This window comes from Mycobacterium sp. NGS48, from assembly GCF_059812585.1.
Genome location: NZ_JCALCY010000016.1, coordinates 1 through 15,141 on the forward strand (window position 1 = coordinate 1; position 15,141 = coordinate 15,141).

Below are 15,141 nucleotides of genomic sequence, written 5' to 3' on the forward strand. Positions count from 1 at the left end.
CGGAGAGCGGTATCAGCAGCGGGTTGCTCGGCGCGGTGGGCGCCGGAGCGGCGACCGCGGGTATGCCCGGTTGCACGCCGTGCGGAACCGGTAGGCCGCCCGGAGCCAGCGACGCCAGGTCGCCGGGCAGCGACACTTGCTGCGGCAGCGGCACCGGAAGGAACGGCACCTGCGGCATATCCAGCTGCGCCGTCGGCATCAGCTGCGCAGGGCCGGCCGGGGCCGCGGGCGCCGCCGGCGTGAGCCCCGGGATGCCGGTGGACACCCCGGGGTTGGTCGGAGCGGCCGCCGGGGCGCTCGTGGTTGCACCGGGCAGAAGCGAGCTCGCGCCCGGGACGGTCGACGCCGCATTGGGCGCGCCGCCGGGCTGCTGCGGGGCCCTGATCGTGGCGCCGGCCAGCGGCGGCGGGGTAGACGGCGCGGGCGGCGTGGCCCCGAGTGCCGTCGCGAGGCTCTGCAGCATCTGCGGTGCGTGGGTTGCCGTGTTGACGAGCTGTTCCCCAATGTTGGGAGCCGGCACTGGCAGCGCCGGGTCGGCGTGGGCGACACCGCCGGCCAGCAACGCGGCTGACCCGCCGGCTACGACGGCGGTCGCGCGTAACAACGTCCAAATGGTCATGGTTCTCCCTGGTTTCGACGACTGGTCGACCCGATCGTTCGCGTGATGCCAAAGTGACTCAAGTGACACGTGTGGCATTTATTCGATCGTTACGCACCCGAGTGGTTGCGGTTATCCGGCCAGACGGCGCTGACCGTTGGATAGCGCCATCGCTAGAGTCGGGCGAATAGACACGACCCCGGCCGCCCCGGCGGCACCGACCATCCGCCGGCGCGCGATCTCGTTGAACGCTGCCGCGCCGGCGCTGTTGTTCTTGAGTGTCGCCGCGCGGCTGGCCTGGACCTACTTGGTGCCCAACGGCGCCAACTTCGTCGACCTGCACGTCTACATCGGCGGCGCAGCCGCCATCGACCATCCCGGCACGCTGTACAGCTACGTCTACGCCGACCAGACCCCGGATTTCCCGCTGCCGTTCACCTACCCACCATTCGCCGCGGTCGTCTTCTATCCGCTGCACCTGATGCCGTTCGGGCTGGTGGCGTTCTGCTGGCAGGTCGGCACTATGGCCGCGCTCTACGGCGTAGTACGGATCAGCCAACGACTGCTCGGCGGGGCGGCCGGTGAAGGGCATCGTGTCGCGATGTGCTGGACCGCCGTCGCCATCTGGATCGAACCGTTGCGCAGCACCTTCGACTACGGGCAGATCAATGTGTTGCTGGTGCTGGCCGGCCTGTTCGCGGTCTACACCACCCGGTGGTGGCTGTCGGGTCTGCTTGTCGGTGTGGCGGCGGGCGTGAAGCTGACCCCGGCGATCACCGGTCTGTACTTCGTCGGAGTCCGGCGGTGGGGCGCCGCGGTGTTCTCAGCGGTCGTGTTTGTGGCCACCGTCGCGGTGTCGTGGCTGGTCGTCGGCGATCAAACCCGCTACTACTTCACCGTGCTGCTGCGCGATACCAGGCGGGTTGGTCCGGTTGCGACGTCGTTCAATCAATCGTGGCGCGGGGCCATCTCACGCCTTGTCGGCCACGACGCCGGCTACGGCCCGCTGGTGTTGGTCGGGCTTGCGGTCACCGCCCTGCTGGTCATCCTGGCCTGGCGAGCGCTGAACGACGACCGGCTCGGCCGGCTGCTGGTGGTCGAGTTGTTCGGGTTGCTGCTCTCGCCGATTTCCTGGACTCATCACTGGGTGTGGTTGGTGCCGTTGATGATCTGGCTTCTGCACGGACCGCTGTCCGGCCAGCGCGGCGCGCGGATCCTCGGATGGGGCTGGCTGGTGCTGACCCTGATCGGCGTGCCCTGGCTGCTGAGCTTCGCCCAGCCGACGATCTGGCAAAGCGACCGGCCCTGGTATCTGGCCTGGGCCGGGCTGGTCTACATCGTCGCCACGCTGGCGACGCTGGCGTGGATCGCGGCGACCGGCCGCCGACGCGAGCGTCACGCCAGCGTGACGCTCGGCGAGCCGGGGCGGGTTACTCCCCGATGATCCCGTTGATGTCGCGCGCCATCGCGATGTCGTTCTCGGTAATCCCGCCCTCGGAATGCGTCACCAAGGCGAAAGTCACCGTACGCCAACGGATATCGATATCCGGATGATGATCTTTGGACTCGGCGTGCTCGGCGACCCGGCGTACGGCGTCGATACCGGCGAGAAACGCCGGAAACTTGATCGACCGACGCAGGGCACCGTCGGAACGCTGCCATCCGTTGAGTTCGGGCAGTTCGGCGTCGACTTGCTCATCGGTTAACACAGCCATACTTACCGAAGGTATACCGTCACTCGCGATGTCGAACCAGATCGTGGTCGCCGGCGCCATCGTCTCGGATGCGGTGCTGCTGGTGGCCCAGCGCTGTCGGCCGCCGGAACTGGCCGGGCGGTGGGAGTTGCCCGGCGGCAAGGTGACGGACGGAGAAACCGAGCCCGACGCGCTGGCCCGTGAGTTGGCCGAGGAATTGGGCGTCGACGCTGACGCTGTCGCGGTCGGCGAACGCCTGGGCGCCGACATTGCCCTGAACGCCACGACGACGCTGCGGGCGTATCGGGTGGTTCTGCTGCGCGGTGAACCCCACCCGCACGACCATCGCGCGCTGCGTTGGGTGACCGCAGCCGAGCTGCACGACATCGACTGGGTCCCCGCCGATCGGCAATGGTTGCCCGCACTGATTCGGGCGCTCGTCGCGCACTGAAGGGGTTTGGCTCAGCTCGGCAAGAGCCTGCTCGAAACGCGCACAGCGGTTTGCCAGGAAAGCCACAGAACTGTCGTAGGAACGCGTCGTAATCGGCTTTTTACAAAGCTAAACGGGATATTAACCTTCGCCTGCCATGCTGCTGCCAGCCCGAATGGTTTGGTGTAACCCGTGGATACGGCGTTTTCGATCGGCAACGGTGCACACCAGGCCGGCCACCCAGCATCGCCTATCAACAGCCCGCCGGTTGTCGGCGTGCTCGGCGTGCCCGCGAGCACTTATGCTTGTGAGCGGTTGCTGCCCAGCGCGTGGGCCGCCGATGGTGATGGCCTCGTCGGGGCTGGTCAAACAGGTCGGCGCGATCGCCGTCGGGGCGCTGGCCAATCCCAAATACGCGGCGCTGGGGCTGCACGCATACGGCACTGATGAGGAGGTCTTCGCGTTGACTGTGACGCCGCGTGTCGGAGGTCGGATCGAGGAGTTGTTGGAGCGCAGCGGTCGCTTCTTCACTCCCGGCGACTACTCCGCGGACCTGCGCACGGTCACCCGGCGGGGCGGCCGGGAGGCCGACGTGTTTTACCGCGATCGGTGGAGCCACGACAAGGTGGTGCGTTCGACGCACGGGGTCAACTGCACCGGGTCGTGCTCGTGGAAGATCTACGTCAAAGACGGCATCATCACCTGGGAAACGCAGCAGACGGACTATCCGTCGGTGGGGCCCGATCGGCCGGAGTATGAGCCCCGCGGCTGTCCCCGCGGCGCCTCGTTCTCCTGGTACAGCTATTCCCCGACCCGGGTGCGCTACCCGTATGCGCGCGGTGTGCTGGTCGAGATGTTCCGGGAGGCCAAGGCCCGGCTGGGCGACCCGGTACTTGCCTGGGCGGACATCCAGGCCGATCCCGAGCGCCGTCGCCGCTACCAGCAGGCCCGCGGCAAGGGCGGGTTAGTTCGGGTCAGCTGGGCTGAAGCCACCGAAATGATCGCTGCGGCCCACGTACACACCATCAAGGAATACGGTCCCGACCGCGTCGCCGGGTTCTCACCGATCCCGGCGATGTCGATGGTGTCGTTCGCCGCGGGATCGCGGTTCGTCGAGCTGCTCGGTGGCGTGATGACGTCGTTTTACGACTGGTACGCCGACCTTCCGGTGGCTTCGCCGCAGGTGTTCGGCGACCAGACCGACGTGCCGGAATCCGGGGACTGGTGGGATGCGGCGTATCTGGTGATGTGGGGCTCCAACGTCCCGATCACCCGCACCCCGGATGCGCACTGGATGGCCGAGGCCCGCTACCGCGGCGCCAAAGTGGTAACCGTCAGCCCCGACTACGCGGACAACACCAAATTCGCCGACGAGTGGATGCCGTGCGCTGCAGGCACCGACGCGGCGCTGGCGATGGCGATGGGCCACGTGATCCTGTCGGAATGCTATGTGCAAAAACAGGTTCCGTTCTTCATCGACTATTCGCGCCGCTACACCGACTTGCCGTTCTTGATCAAGCTGGAAGAGCGCGGCGACACGCTGGTGCCGGGCAAGAACCTGACGGCCGCCGACATCGGCCAGCACGGCGAAAACTCAACGTTCAAACCGGTTTTGCTCGACGAGGTCACCGACACCGTGGTCGTGCCGCACGGGTCGCTGGGTTTCCGCTATGGCGAAGAGGGCGTCGGCAAGTGGAATCTCGACCTCGGTGACGTGGTGCCGGCTCTGAGCGTGGATCGTGCGCACGCCCTGAACGGTGATCGCACCAGCGCTCTGGTGTCACTGCCCAGTTTCGACACCAACGACGGCCACGGTGAGATGGTGGCGCGCGGCGTGCCGGTGCGACGGGTGGGACAACACTTGGTGTGCACGGTCTTCGACCTGATGCTGGCGCACTACGCGGTGGCACGACCCGGGCTGCCGGGAGAATGGCCGACCGGCTACGACGACGCCACGATCCAGAACACGCCGGCGTGGCAGGAGCCGATCACCGGAGTGTCGGCCGCGCAGGCTATTCGGGTTGCCCGTGAATTCGCGCGCAGCGCAGAGGAATCCGGCGGGCGGTCGATGATCATCATGGGCGGCGGCATCTGTCACTGGTTCCACAGTGACGCCATCTACCGCGCGGTGCTGGCACTGCTGATGCTGACGGGGTCGATGGGCCGCAACGGCGGCGGGTGGGCGCACTACGTCGGCCAGGAGAAGGTCCGGCCGCTCACCGGCTGGCAGACCATGGCGATGGCCACCGACTGGTCGCGTCCGCCGCGGCAGGTGCCCGGCGCCTCGTACTGGTATGCCCACACCGACCAGTGGCGCTACGACCATTACGGCGCCGACAAACTGTCCAGCCCGGTGGGCCGGGGTCGGTTCGCCGACAAGCACACGATGGACGTGCTGAGCTCGGCGACGGCGATGGGCTGGAGTCCGTTCTACCCGCAGTTCGACCGCTCCAGCCTCGACGTCGCCGACGAAGCGCGGGCAGCCGGCCAAGATCCCGGCGAGTACGTGGCCGAGCAGTTGGCTGCGCGAAAGCTCAAGCTCTCGGTCACCGACCCGGACAATCCGGTCAACTGGCCACGGGTGCTTACCGTGTGGCGCGCCAACCTGATTGGCTCCTCGGGTAAGGGCGGCGAGTATTTCCTGCGCCACCTGCTGGGTACCGACTCCAACGTGCAGGCCGATCCGCCCAGCGACGACATCCCCGAGGGCAAGCTCGACCTGATGATGTCGATCGACTTCCGGATGACCTCGACAACGCTGGTCTCCGACGTGGTGCTGCCGGCGGCCACCTGGTACGAGAAGGCCGACATATCCAGCACCGACATGCACCCCTATGTGCACGCATTCAGCGCCGCGGTCGACCCACCGTGGGAAACCCGCAGCGACTACGACGCTTTCGGCGCCATCGCCCGCAGCCTCAGCACGCTGGCCAAGCGCCATCTGGGCACCCGCAGTGACGTGGTGCTCACCGCACTGCAGCACGACACCGCCGACGCGATGGCCTATCCCGATGGCACCGAACGTGATTGGCTGCAAACCGGCGAGACGCCGGTGCCAGGCAAGACCATGGGCAAGCTCACCGTGGTGGAGCGCGACTACACCGCGATCTACGACAAGTGGATGACGCTGGGTCCGCTGGTCGACAAGTTCGGCTTGACGGTGAAGGGATACACCGTGCACCCCTTCGAGGAGGTCAGGCAACTGGCCGCCAAGTTCGGGGTGATGAATTCCGGTGCGGGAGCGGGCCGTCCGGCTATCACTAAGGCCGATCGGATGGTCGACGTGATACTCGCGCTGTCCGGAACGTCCAATGGCCGGCTCGCCGTCGAGGGTTTCCGGGAACTGGAGAAGCGCACCGGCCAGCAGTTGGCCCACTTGGCTGAGGGCAGCGAAGAGCGCCGTATCACCTACGCCGACACCCAGGCCCGTCCCGTCCCGGTGATCACCAGCCCGGAGTGGTCCGGGAGCGAGACCGGCGGCCGCCGCTACGCACCGTTCACGATCAACATCGAACACCTCAAGCCGTTCCATACCCTGACCGGGCGGATGCACTTCTATCTCGCGCACGACTGGATTGAGGAGTTGGGGGAGCATTTGCCGGTCTACCGCCCGCCGCTGGACATGGCCCGGCTGTTCGACGCTCCCGAGCTCGGCCCGACAGGTGATGGAATCGGCCTGACGGTGCGGTATCTGACCCCCCACTCCAAGTGGTCGTTCCATTCCACCTATCAGGACAACCTGTACATGCTGTCGCTGTCGCGCGGTGGCCCCACCATGTGGATGAGTCCGGCCGACGCAGCCAAAATCAGTGTGCGAGACAATGATTGGGTCGAGGCGGTCAATGCCAACGGTGTCTTCGTGTGCCGTGCGATCGTGTCGCACCGGATGCCTGACGGCGTGGTGTTCGTCTACCACGTGCAGGAACGCACCGTCGACGTTCCGCGCACCGAGACCACCGGCAAGCGTGGTGGTAACCACAACGCGCTGACCCGGGTGCGGATCAAGGCGAGTCATCTGGCCGGCGGGTACGGCCAGCATGCGTTCGCGTTCAACTACCTGGGCCCGACCGGCAACCAGCGCGACGAGGTGACCGTGGTGCGCCGCCGCAGCCAGGAGGTGAAGTACCAGTGAAGGTAATGGCGCAGATGGCGATGGTGATGAACCTCGATAAATGCATTGGCTGCCATACCTGTTCGGTGACCTGCAAGCAGGCCTGGACGAACCGCTCCGGCACCGAATACGTCTGGTTCAACAATGTCGAAACCCGCCCCGGGGTCGGCTATCCCCGCACCTATGAGGATCAGGATCGCTGGCGCGGCGGCTGGATACGTGACAAGAAGGGCCGGCTGCGGCTGCGCGACGGCGGCCGCATTCACAAACTGTTGCGGATTTTTGCCAACCCGAAACTGCCCGGCATCGGCGACTACTACGAGCCGTGGACCTACGACTACGAGAACCTGACGTCGGCGCCGCTGGGCGACACGTTCCCGGTTGCGCAACCGCGCAGCCAGATCAGCGGCAAGCCGATGAAGATCGAGTGGGGGGTCAACTGGGACGACAACCTCGCCGGCTCAACGGAAACACTGCGCGATGACCCGGTGCTGAAGAAGGTCAGTGACGAGATCAAGCTCAAGCTCGAAGAAACCTTCATGTTCTACCTACCGCGGATCTGCGAGCACTGCCTCAATCCGTCCTGCGTGGCATCCTGCCCATCGGGCGCGATGTACAAGCGCAGCGAGGATGGCATTGTGCTGGTCGACCAGGACCGCTGCCGTGGCTGGCGGATGTGCGTGTCGGGATGCCCTTACAAGAAGGTGTATTTCAACCACAAGACCGGCAAGGCCGAAAAGTGCACCTTCTGCTATCCGCGCATCGAAGTCGGCTTGCCGACGATCTGCTCAGAGACCTGCGTGGGGCGGCTGCGCTATCTGGGGCTGGTGCTCTACGACGCCGACCGGGTGCTGGAGGCGGCGTCGGTGGAACGGGACACCGACCTCTATGAGGCGCAGCGCCGAATCCTGCTGGACCCCAACGATCCCGAGGTGATCACCGCGGCGCGCGGCGAAGGCATATCCGACGAGTGGATCGAGGCCGCCCAGCGGTCGCCGATCTACGCGCTGATCAACACCTACAAGGTGGCGCTGCCGCTGCATCCGGAATACCGCACCATGCCGATGGTTTGGTACATCCCGCCGCTGTCTCCGGTGGTCGACGCCGTCAGCCGAGACGGGCACGACGGCGAAGACGTCGGCAACCTGTTCGGCGCCATCGAAGCGCTGCGCATCCCGATTCAGTACCTGGCCGAGCTGTTCACCGCCGGTGACACGCAAGTCGTCGACGAGGTGCTGCAGCGGTTGGCCGCGATGCGCTCCTATATGCGCGACATCAATCTCGGACGCGAGACCCAGCCGCACATCCCGGCGGCGGTCGGGTTGAGCGAGGAACAGATGTACGAGATGTACCGGCTGTTGGCCATCGCGAAATACGAAGAGCGGTACGTGATCCCGACCGCCTACACCGGCGAGATCCCCGCAGCGGCAGCCGACATGGACTGCTCACTATCGGGCGACGGCGGCCCTGGCATGTACGAGTCGGGTCCGTTCGCCAACCCCACCGAGGGCCCGGTGCCGGTCGCGGTGGAATCCTTTCACGCGATGCAGAAGCGCACGCCGGACGGCAACGGCAAACGTGCTTCGCGGGTGAATTTGTTGGACTGGGATGGCGGAGACGTGCCGTCGGGGATGTTCCCGGAAGAGCAGAAGCAATGAAACTGCTGACCAGATCGCGCGGTCCGGCTCTGGCCGATCGATTGGTCTGGCAGGCGGCCTCCCTGCTGCTGGCCTACCCCGATGAACAGCGCGACGAGCGCCTCGACACCGCGGAGGCACTGCTCGCCCATGTCGACGGGACCGCGGCGCAGCTACTGGGTCGCACCGTCGCGGCGTTGCGAGCCACCGATCCGTTGGCCGCCGCCACCGAGTACGTCGAAACCTTCGATATGCGGCGCCGCTCGACAATGTATCTGACGTACTGGACCGCCGGGGACACCCGCAACCGCGGCCGCGAAATGCTGGCATTCGCCAGCGCCTACCGGGAGTCGGGGGTGGAGCCGCCGCGCAGTGAGGCCCCCGACCACTTGCCGGTCGTGCTCGAGTTCGCCGCCACCGTCGACCCCGAAGTGGGCCGCCGGCTGCTGATCGAGCACCGGATACCGATCGACGTGCTGTTGGGTGCGTTGAACCGGGCGCAGTCACCGTATGCGCACGCCGTCTCTGCGGTGTGTGAGACGCTGCCGCCGGTGACCGACCAAGAAGTGCAGCGGGCTCACCGGCTGGCCGAAGCGGGGCCGCCCGCCGAATCTGTTGGGCTGCAACCATTCACATTGACCGTGCCACCGCGACGCGAAGGAGGCGGCTGAGTTGGACCGCGCCGCAATTTTCTGGGACATCTCGCCGTACGTCACATTGGCGATCCTGATCGTCGGCACCTGGTGGCGCTATCGCTACGACAAGTTCGGCTGGACGTCCCGCTCGTCACAGCTCTACGAGTCGCGGCTGCTGCAGATCGCCAGCCCGATCTTTCATTTCGGCATCCTGACGGTTTTCGCCGGGCACGTCATCGGTTTGGTCGTCCCACCGACGGCCACCAAATGGTTGGGAGTCGGCGAGGAGACCTACCACGTCCAGGCGGTCGTGTTCGGGCTCATCGCCGGTCTTTCGACGCTGGCCGGGATCGGGTTGCTCATCTACCGCCGCGCGACCCGCGGGCCGGTGCGGATGGCCACCGCCCGCAGCGACAAAGTGATGTATGTGGTGCTGATGCTGGCGCTCGTCGTCGGCTTGTACTGCACCTTGCAGGGCACCGGGATCGAAGGCCACGCCCACGTGTACCACTACCGCAATACCGTCGGCGTGTGGTTCCGCGGCATCTTCATTTTCCGGCCGGGCGGGGAAAACATGGTCGGCGCGCCGCTGGACTACCAATTGCACGCGGCCATCGGGATGGTGCTGTTCTGCTTGTGGCCGTTCACCCGATTGGTGCACGCATTCAGCGCACCGATCGGATATTTGTTCCGGCCCTACGTCGTCTACCGCAGCCGTGACGCGGTTCGCAGCCGCGAAACGGGGGACAAGAACCAGCTGGTGGGGTCGGCACCCCGTCGTCGCGGCTGGTAGGCCGGCGATCGTCATATCGTGGCAGACATGGATCTGCCCGATGACGTCTACGCGCGGTTGTTGCGGCTGCGGACCGATCTGCGCCGCTTCGAGCGGTGGAGCGCCGAGCAGGCCCGGGCCGCCGGTCTGACACCCATGCAGCACCAGTTGCTGCTGGCGATCCGCGGCCACGCCGACCGGCGTGGACCCACGATCGGCGAAGTCGCGGACTACCTGCTGCTGCGCCACCACAGCACCGGCGAACTGACCCAACGAGCCGAGGCCGCGGGGTTGGTCCGGCGCGTCCGCGACAGCGACGATCACCGGGTGATCCGACTACAGCTCACCGCCGCGGGCTCCGGTCGGCTGGATGCGCTGACCGCGATACACCTCGAAGAGCTGGAACGGCTCAGCCTCGCATCGCTGGGGCGGTAACGCCGGAGGTGTGGTGGTTCTCACTCGCGCCGACGGGCGCGCCGGTAGACCTTCTGCAGCTTCTTGCCCCGAGTTCCGTCCTGACGCGCCTTACGCACCGCGTGAATCACCACCGGACACCGCTGACACCGCGGCGAGCTGCGGCAACACTTCTTCTTCGGCTTGGCATCGGCGAGCTTGCTGAGCTTCACAGTGGGTGGCGGTCCTGCTGAGTCACAGTGGGCGAGTTTCGCGAACTGGCCTCCACACTGCCAGAATCACCCGGTGCAGTTCCGTAACGTCGCCATCGTCGCCCACGTCGACCACGGCAAAACCACGCTGGTCGACGCGATGCTGCGGCAGTCCGGAGCGCTGCACGAGCGCGGTGGGGCCACCGAGCGGGTCCTGGACACCGGCGACCTGGAGCGGGAAAAGGGCATCACGATTCTGGCCAAGAACACCGCCGTGCACCGCCATCACAGCGACGGCAGCGTCACCGTGATCAATGTCATCGACACGCCGGGCCACGCGGACTTCGGCGGCGAGGTCGAACGCGGGCTGTCGATGGTCGACGGCGTGTTGCTGTTGGTCGACGCGTCGGAGGGGCCGCTGCCGCAGACCCGCTTCGTGCTGCGCAAGGCGCTGGCCGCGCACCTGCCGGTGATCCTCGTCGTCAACAAAACCGACCGGCCCGACGCACGCATCGCGGAGGTCGTCGACGCCAGCCACGACCTGCTGCTCGACGTCGCAGCCGATCTGGACGACGAAGCCGCCAAGGCCGCCGAAGAAGCACTCGGGTTGCCCACGCTGTATGCGTCCGGCCGCGCCGGGGTGGCCAGCACGGTCCAACCCGACGACGGCCAGGTGCCCGACGGCGACAACCTCGACCCGTTGTTCGACGTCCTGCTGCAACACATTCCACCGCCCACCGGCAACCCGGATGCGCCGCTGCAGGCGCTGGTCACCAACTTGGACGCCTCGGCGTTCCTGGGCCGGCTCGCGCTGATCCGGATCTACAACGGCCGGTTGCGCAAAGGCCAGCAGGTGGCGTGGCTGCGCGAGGTCGGCCCCAGCGCCGCGAAGATCACCGAGCTGCTGGCCACCGAGGGCGTCGAGCGTTCACCGACCGAGGAGGCCATCGCCGGCGATATTGTCGCGGTTGCCGGCATCCCGGAGATCATGATCGGCGACACTCTCGCCGACCCCGCGGATCCTGTTGCGCTGCCGCGGATTACCGTCGACGAGCCGGCGATCTCGGTGACCGTCGGCACCAACACCTCGCCGTTGGCGGGCAAGGTGGCCGGGCACAAGTTGACCGCGCGGATGGTCAAATCGCGGTTGGACACCGAGTTGGTCGGCAATGTGTCGATCCGGGTGCTCGACATCGGCCGGCCCGATGCCTGGGAGGTGCAGGGCCGCGGCGAATTGGCGCTGGCGGTGCTGGTCGAGCAGATGCGCCGGGAGGGTTTCGAGCTGACCGTCGGCAAGCCGCAGGTGGTGACCAAGACCATCGACGGCAAACTGCACGAGCCGTTCGAGGCGCTCACCATCGACTGCCCCGAGGAGTACGTCGGCGCGATCACCCAGCTGATGGCGGCCCGCAAGGGGCGGATGGTCGAGATGGCCAACCACGCCACCGGTTGGGTGCGAATGGATTTCGTGGTCCCCAGCCGGGGGCTGATCGGGTGGCGTACCGACTTCCTGACCGAGACCCGTGGCACCGGTATCGGCAACGCGGTGTTCGACGGCTACAAGCCGTGGGCCGGTGAGATCCGGTCCCGGCACACCGGCTCGCTGGTATCCGACCGGTCGGGTGCGATCACACCGTTCGCGTTGATTCAGCTGGCCGATCGCGGACAGTTCTTCGTTGAGCCCGGACAAGACACCTACGAGGGCATGGTTGTCGGCATCAATCCGCGCGCCGAGGATCTCGACATCAACGTCACCCGGGAGAAGAAGCTCACCAACATGCGTTCGTCGACGGCCGACGTGATCGAGACGCTGGCCAAGCCGATCGAACTCGACCTCGAGCAGGCCATGGAATTCTGTGCGACCGACGAGTGCGTCGAGGTGACACCGGAGGTGTTGCGGGTGCGCAAGGTGGAACTCGACGCCACCACCCGGGCCCGCAGCCGCGCGCGGGCCAAGGCCCGGGCCTGAGTGCCGGCAATGATGCCCGCCGAGCGTAACGCTACGGCGAGAAATCGGCCGCAATCCCGCAGTGGCGTTACGCTCGCCGTCGACCGGACCCGGCAAGTAACCCCCGATACCCTGTTGGGCGTGCCGAAACCAGCCCGCCGCGCCCGCTTGGCGATCGCCGCGCTGGTCGTGGTGCTGGCCAGCTGCACCGTCAGCCCGCCGCCGGCGCCGCAGAGCACCGAGACGTCGAAGAGCGCACTGCCCCCGCCGCCGCGCATCACGCAGATCATCATGGGTATCGACTCGATCGGCGCGGGGTTCAACCCGCATCTGCTGTCGGATCTGTCGGCGGTCAACGCCGCGATCAGCGCACTGGTGCTGCCCAGCGCGTTTCGGCCGGTGCCCGACCCCAACACCCCCACGGGGTCGCGCTGGGAGATGGATCCGACGCTGCTGGTGTCAGCCGAGGTGACCAGCGAAGACCCGTTCACCGTCACCTACAAGATCCGGCCGGAGGCACAGTGGACCGATAACGCGCCGATTGCCGCCGACGACTTCTGGTACCTGTGGCGGCAGATGGTCGGCCAGCCCGGTGTGGTGGATCCAGCCGGCTACGACCTGATCACCGGTGTGCAGTCGATCTACGGCGGCAAGCAGGCCGTCGTCACGTTCGCCCAGCCCTATCCGGGGTGGCGGGAGTTGTTCAACGACATCCTGCCCGCCCACATCGTCAAGGATGTGCCGGGCGGCTTTCCGGCCGGGCTGGTGCGTGCGTTGCCGGTCACCGGCGGCCAATTCCGGGTGGAAACCATCGACCCGCAGCGCGACGAGATCCTGCTCGCCCGCAACGACCGCTATTGGGGGCCGCCGGCCAAACCGGACCTGATCCTGTTCCGGCGGGCCGGCGCGCCGGCGGCATTGGCCGACTCCATCCGCAACGGCGACACCCAGGTGGCTCAGGTACACGGCGGCTCGGCGGCTTTTGCGCAACTCTCGGCGATCCCGGATGTGCGAACCGCCCGGATCGTGACACCGCGCATCATGCAGCTCACGTTGCGCGCCAACGTGCCCAAGTTGGCCGATTCCCAAGTGCGCAAGGCGATTCTGGGGCTGCTCGACGTCGATCTGCTGGCCGCGGTGGGGGCCGGCAGCGACAACACCGTCACGCTGGATCAGGCGCAGATCCGCTCGCCCAGCGACCCCGGCTACGTGCCGACGGCGCCGGCGGCGATGAGCGATGCCGCGGCGTTGGGGCTGCTGCAGAGCTCCGGGTATCAGATCGAAAGCGACGCATCGGCGTCCGTGCCGCCGCCGGCAGCGGATTCGCCGACCACCCCGCTGGGCGCCGGGCCACCCGAAATCACCCGCGGCCGGGTCAGTAAGGACGGCAAGCAGCTGTCACTGGTTATCGGGGTGGCCTCCAACGACCCGACGTCGGTGGCCGTTGCCAACACCGCTGCCGACCAGTTGCGCAACGTCGGTATCGCCGCGACGGTGCTGGGGCTGGATCCGGTGGCGCTCTACCGCGAGGCGTTGGTCGACAACCGGGTGGACGCCATCGTCGGGTGGCGCCAGGCCGGCGGGAATTTGGCGACGCTGCTGGCCTCGCGGTACGGCTGCCCCGCGCTGGAGGCGACGGCAGTGTCGACCGCGGCGGCGCCGACGTCCAACGCTGACGAGTCCCCGCCATCCGAGGCGGCGCCGGGGACGCCGACGCCGCCACCGACGCCACCGAGCCGGGCGCCGGAGCCGGGCGCGCTGGTGCAGGCGCCGTCGAACATCACCGGAGTCTGCGACCGCAGCATCCAGTCCAATATCGACGCCGCGCTCAACGGCACCAAGAACATCAACGACGTGATCAACGCGGTCGAGCCGCGGCTGTGGAATATGTCCGCCGTGCTGCCGATCCTTCAGGACACGACGATCGTCGCAGCCGGACCCAGCGTGCAGAACGTGAGCCTTTCCGGTTCGGTGCCGGTCGGGATCGTCGGCGACGCCGGGGAGTGGGTCAAGACAGCCCGGTAGGCCCTGTGCCACAAAGCTATTCGCTGCGCAGCGGGATTACCGTGTCGACGATGCGCATGAGTTGGCGTTTGTTCGGCGGAGCGCCGGTGAGCAGCAGATGCTGATTGATCAACGCAGGTCCGACTCGGGCGGTCAGCGGCGTGAGCGCGTCTGTATCAACGTCGCCGTTGCGTTCGCCGGTCCGCAGAATGGATTCGATGATCCGCAGTCGAGGCGCTACCACGGCGTCGGCGAAGATGGCGCGGAGTTCAGGTTCGTGAATGAGCTGGCCGATGATGGCGAGGCTGGGAAACGCGGTCTTGCCCGCCAGCACATCGCAGTGCGCGGTGAAGACCGCCAGCAGATTCTCGCGTGCCGACTGGTCCGGGCGCGGCTCGGCCAGCGGTGGCAACGCGTACTGCATGGCGGCCTGCACCAGGTCATGCTTGCTGGACCAGCGTCGATACAGAGCGGCCTTGCCGGTCCGGGCCCGCGCGGCGATCCCTTCCATCGTCAGACCGCCGTAGCCCACTGCCGCCAGCTCGGCCAAGGCCGCGTCGTACAGCGCGTGCTCGAGTTCTCGGCCACGCCGTCGGCTGCGGACTGCGGCGCGCTGCTGAACCATGCTCTGATAGTAGTCACCAGCGTTTCTCAGCGGCGTCAGTTGGTGCGGTTGTTCGTGCGGCCCAACCGTTTCCGCTATCCCA

The 15,141-nt window shown here is 66.9% G+C and carries 13 protein-coding genes; 9 read left to right on the plus strand and 4 right to left on the minus strand.

Features of this window, described 5'->3' with window-relative positions:
* Window positions 1-619, minus strand: a 619-nt coding sequence (locus AC5Y42_RS20160; RefSeq protein WP_499900340.1) for a hypothetical protein, incomplete at its 3' end; no start/stop codon positions are given.
* 136 nt (window positions 620-755) lie between these two features.
* Between AC5Y42_RS20160 and AC5Y42_RS20165 the strand changes: the two genes are divergently transcribed.
* Complete coding sequence (locus AC5Y42_RS20165) at window positions 756-2,042, plus strand: mannosyltransferase (protein WP_499900341.1); 1,287 nt, start codon at window positions 756-758, stop codon at window positions 2,040-2,042.
* On the opposite strand, the gene AC5Y42_RS20170 is transcribed toward AC5Y42_RS20165, so the two are convergent.
* Window positions 2,029-2,313 carry a 4a-hydroxytetrahydrobiopterin dehydratase gene (locus tag AC5Y42_RS20170; RefSeq protein ID WP_499900342.1) on the minus strand — a complete coding sequence of 95 codons (285 nt, stop codon included), beginning with the start codon at window positions 2,311-2,313 and terminating at the stop codon, window positions 2,029-2,031. The genes AC5Y42_RS20165 and AC5Y42_RS20170 overlap by 14 nt on opposite strands.
* A 28-nt stretch (window positions 2,314-2,341) precedes the next feature.
* On the opposite strand from AC5Y42_RS20170, the gene AC5Y42_RS20175 reads away from it, so the two are divergent.
* The 6 genes from AC5Y42_RS20175 to AC5Y42_RS20200 all read left to right on the plus strand — a co-directional run bounded on the left by AC5Y42_RS20175 (window position 2,342) and on the right by AC5Y42_RS20200 (window position 10,312).
* On the plus strand, window positions 2,342-2,743 hold the full coding sequence (locus tag AC5Y42_RS20175) for a (deoxy)nucleoside triphosphate pyrophosphohydrolase (RefSeq protein ID WP_499900343.1): 402 nt from the start codon (window positions 2,342-2,344) through the stop codon (window positions 2,741-2,743).
* Between the two features lie 442 nt (window positions 2,744-3,185).
* Window positions 3,186-6,854 carry a nitrate reductase subunit alpha gene (locus AC5Y42_RS20180; protein WP_499900396.1) on the plus strand — a complete coding sequence of 1,223 codons (3,669 nt, stop codon included), beginning with the start codon at window positions 3,186-3,188 and terminating at the stop codon, window positions 6,852-6,854.
* Complete coding sequence (gene narH, locus AC5Y42_RS20185) at window positions 6,851-8,491, plus strand: nitrate reductase subunit beta (protein ID WP_499900344.1); 1,641 nt, start codon at window positions 6,851-6,853, stop codon at window positions 8,489-8,491. The genes AC5Y42_RS20180 and narH overlap by 4 nt, the downstream gene beginning before the upstream one ends.
* The gene (gene narJ, locus AC5Y42_RS20190) at window positions 8,488-9,141 is read left to right on the plus strand and encodes a nitrate reductase molybdenum cofactor assembly chaperone (protein WP_499900345.1); all 654 of its coding nucleotides are present in this window, start codon (window positions 8,488-8,490) and stop codon (window positions 9,139-9,141) included. The genes narH and narJ overlap by 4 nt, the downstream gene beginning before the upstream one ends.
* Window position 9,142: 1 nt before the next feature.
* The gene (narI, locus tag AC5Y42_RS20195) at window positions 9,143-9,898 is read left to right on the plus strand and encodes a respiratory nitrate reductase subunit gamma (RefSeq protein ID WP_499900346.1); all 756 of its coding nucleotides are present in this window, start codon (window positions 9,143-9,145) and stop codon (window positions 9,896-9,898) included.
* Between the two features lie 27 nt (window positions 9,899-9,925).
* On the plus strand, window positions 9,926-10,312 hold the full coding sequence (locus tag AC5Y42_RS20200; protein WP_499900347.1) for a MarR family winged helix-turn-helix transcriptional regulator: 387 nt from the start codon (window positions 9,926-9,928) through the stop codon (window positions 10,310-10,312).
* Window positions 10,313-10,332: 20 nt separating this feature from the next.
* On the opposite strand, the gene AC5Y42_RS20205 is transcribed toward AC5Y42_RS20200, so the two are convergent.
* Window positions 10,333-10,503 (minus strand): hypothetical protein, encoded by a 171-nt coding sequence (locus AC5Y42_RS20205; protein ID WP_499900348.1) that lies wholly within the window; start codon window positions 10,501-10,503, stop codon window positions 10,333-10,335.
* A gap of 73 nt (window positions 10,504-10,576) precedes the next feature.
* On the opposite strand from AC5Y42_RS20205, the gene typA reads away from it, so the two are divergent.
* Both typA and AC5Y42_RS20215 read left to right on the plus strand, forming a co-directional pair.
* A complete protein-coding gene (gene typA / locus AC5Y42_RS20210) occupies window positions 10,577-12,451 on the plus strand; it encodes a translational GTPase TypA (protein ID WP_499900349.1) in 1,875 nt (624 codons plus the stop codon).
* A gap of 114 nt (window positions 12,452-12,565) precedes the next feature.
* Entirely contained in the window at window positions 12,566-14,455 is a 1,890-nt protein-coding gene (locus AC5Y42_RS20215; RefSeq protein ID WP_499900350.1) for an ABC transporter family substrate-binding protein, read from the plus strand.
* A gap of 16 nt (window positions 14,456-14,471) precedes the next feature.
* Here the strand turns inward: AC5Y42_RS20215 and AC5Y42_RS20220 are convergent, their stop codons facing one another.
* On the minus strand, window positions 14,472-15,059 hold the full coding sequence (locus AC5Y42_RS20220; protein WP_499900351.1) for a TetR/AcrR family transcriptional regulator: 588 nt from the start codon (window positions 15,057-15,059) through the stop codon (window positions 14,472-14,474).
* Window positions 15,060-15,141 lie beyond the last annotated feature (82 nt).

Bases quoted from the DNA above. Each gene is read 5' to 3' on its own strand.
- AC5Y42_RS20170 (WP_499900342.1), bottom strand. From the start codon at position 2,313: ATGGCTGTGTTAACCGATGAGCAAGTCGACGCCGAACTGCCCGAACTC.
- AC5Y42_RS20175 (WP_499900343.1), top strand. From the start codon at position 2,342: ATGTCGAACCAGATCGTGGTCGCCGGCGCCATCGTCTCGGATGCGGTG.
- narJ (WP_499900345.1), top strand. From the start codon at position 8,488: ATGAAACTGCTGACCAGATCGCGCGGTCCGGCTCTGGCCGATCGATTG.
- AC5Y42_RS20200 (WP_499900347.1), top strand. From the start codon at position 9,926: ATGGATCTGCCCGATGACGTCTACGCGCGGTTGTTGCGGCTGCGGACC.
- AC5Y42_RS20220 (WP_499900351.1), bottom strand. From the start codon at position 15,059: ATGGTTCAGCAGCGCGCCGCAGTCCGCAGCCGACGGCGTGGCCGAGAA.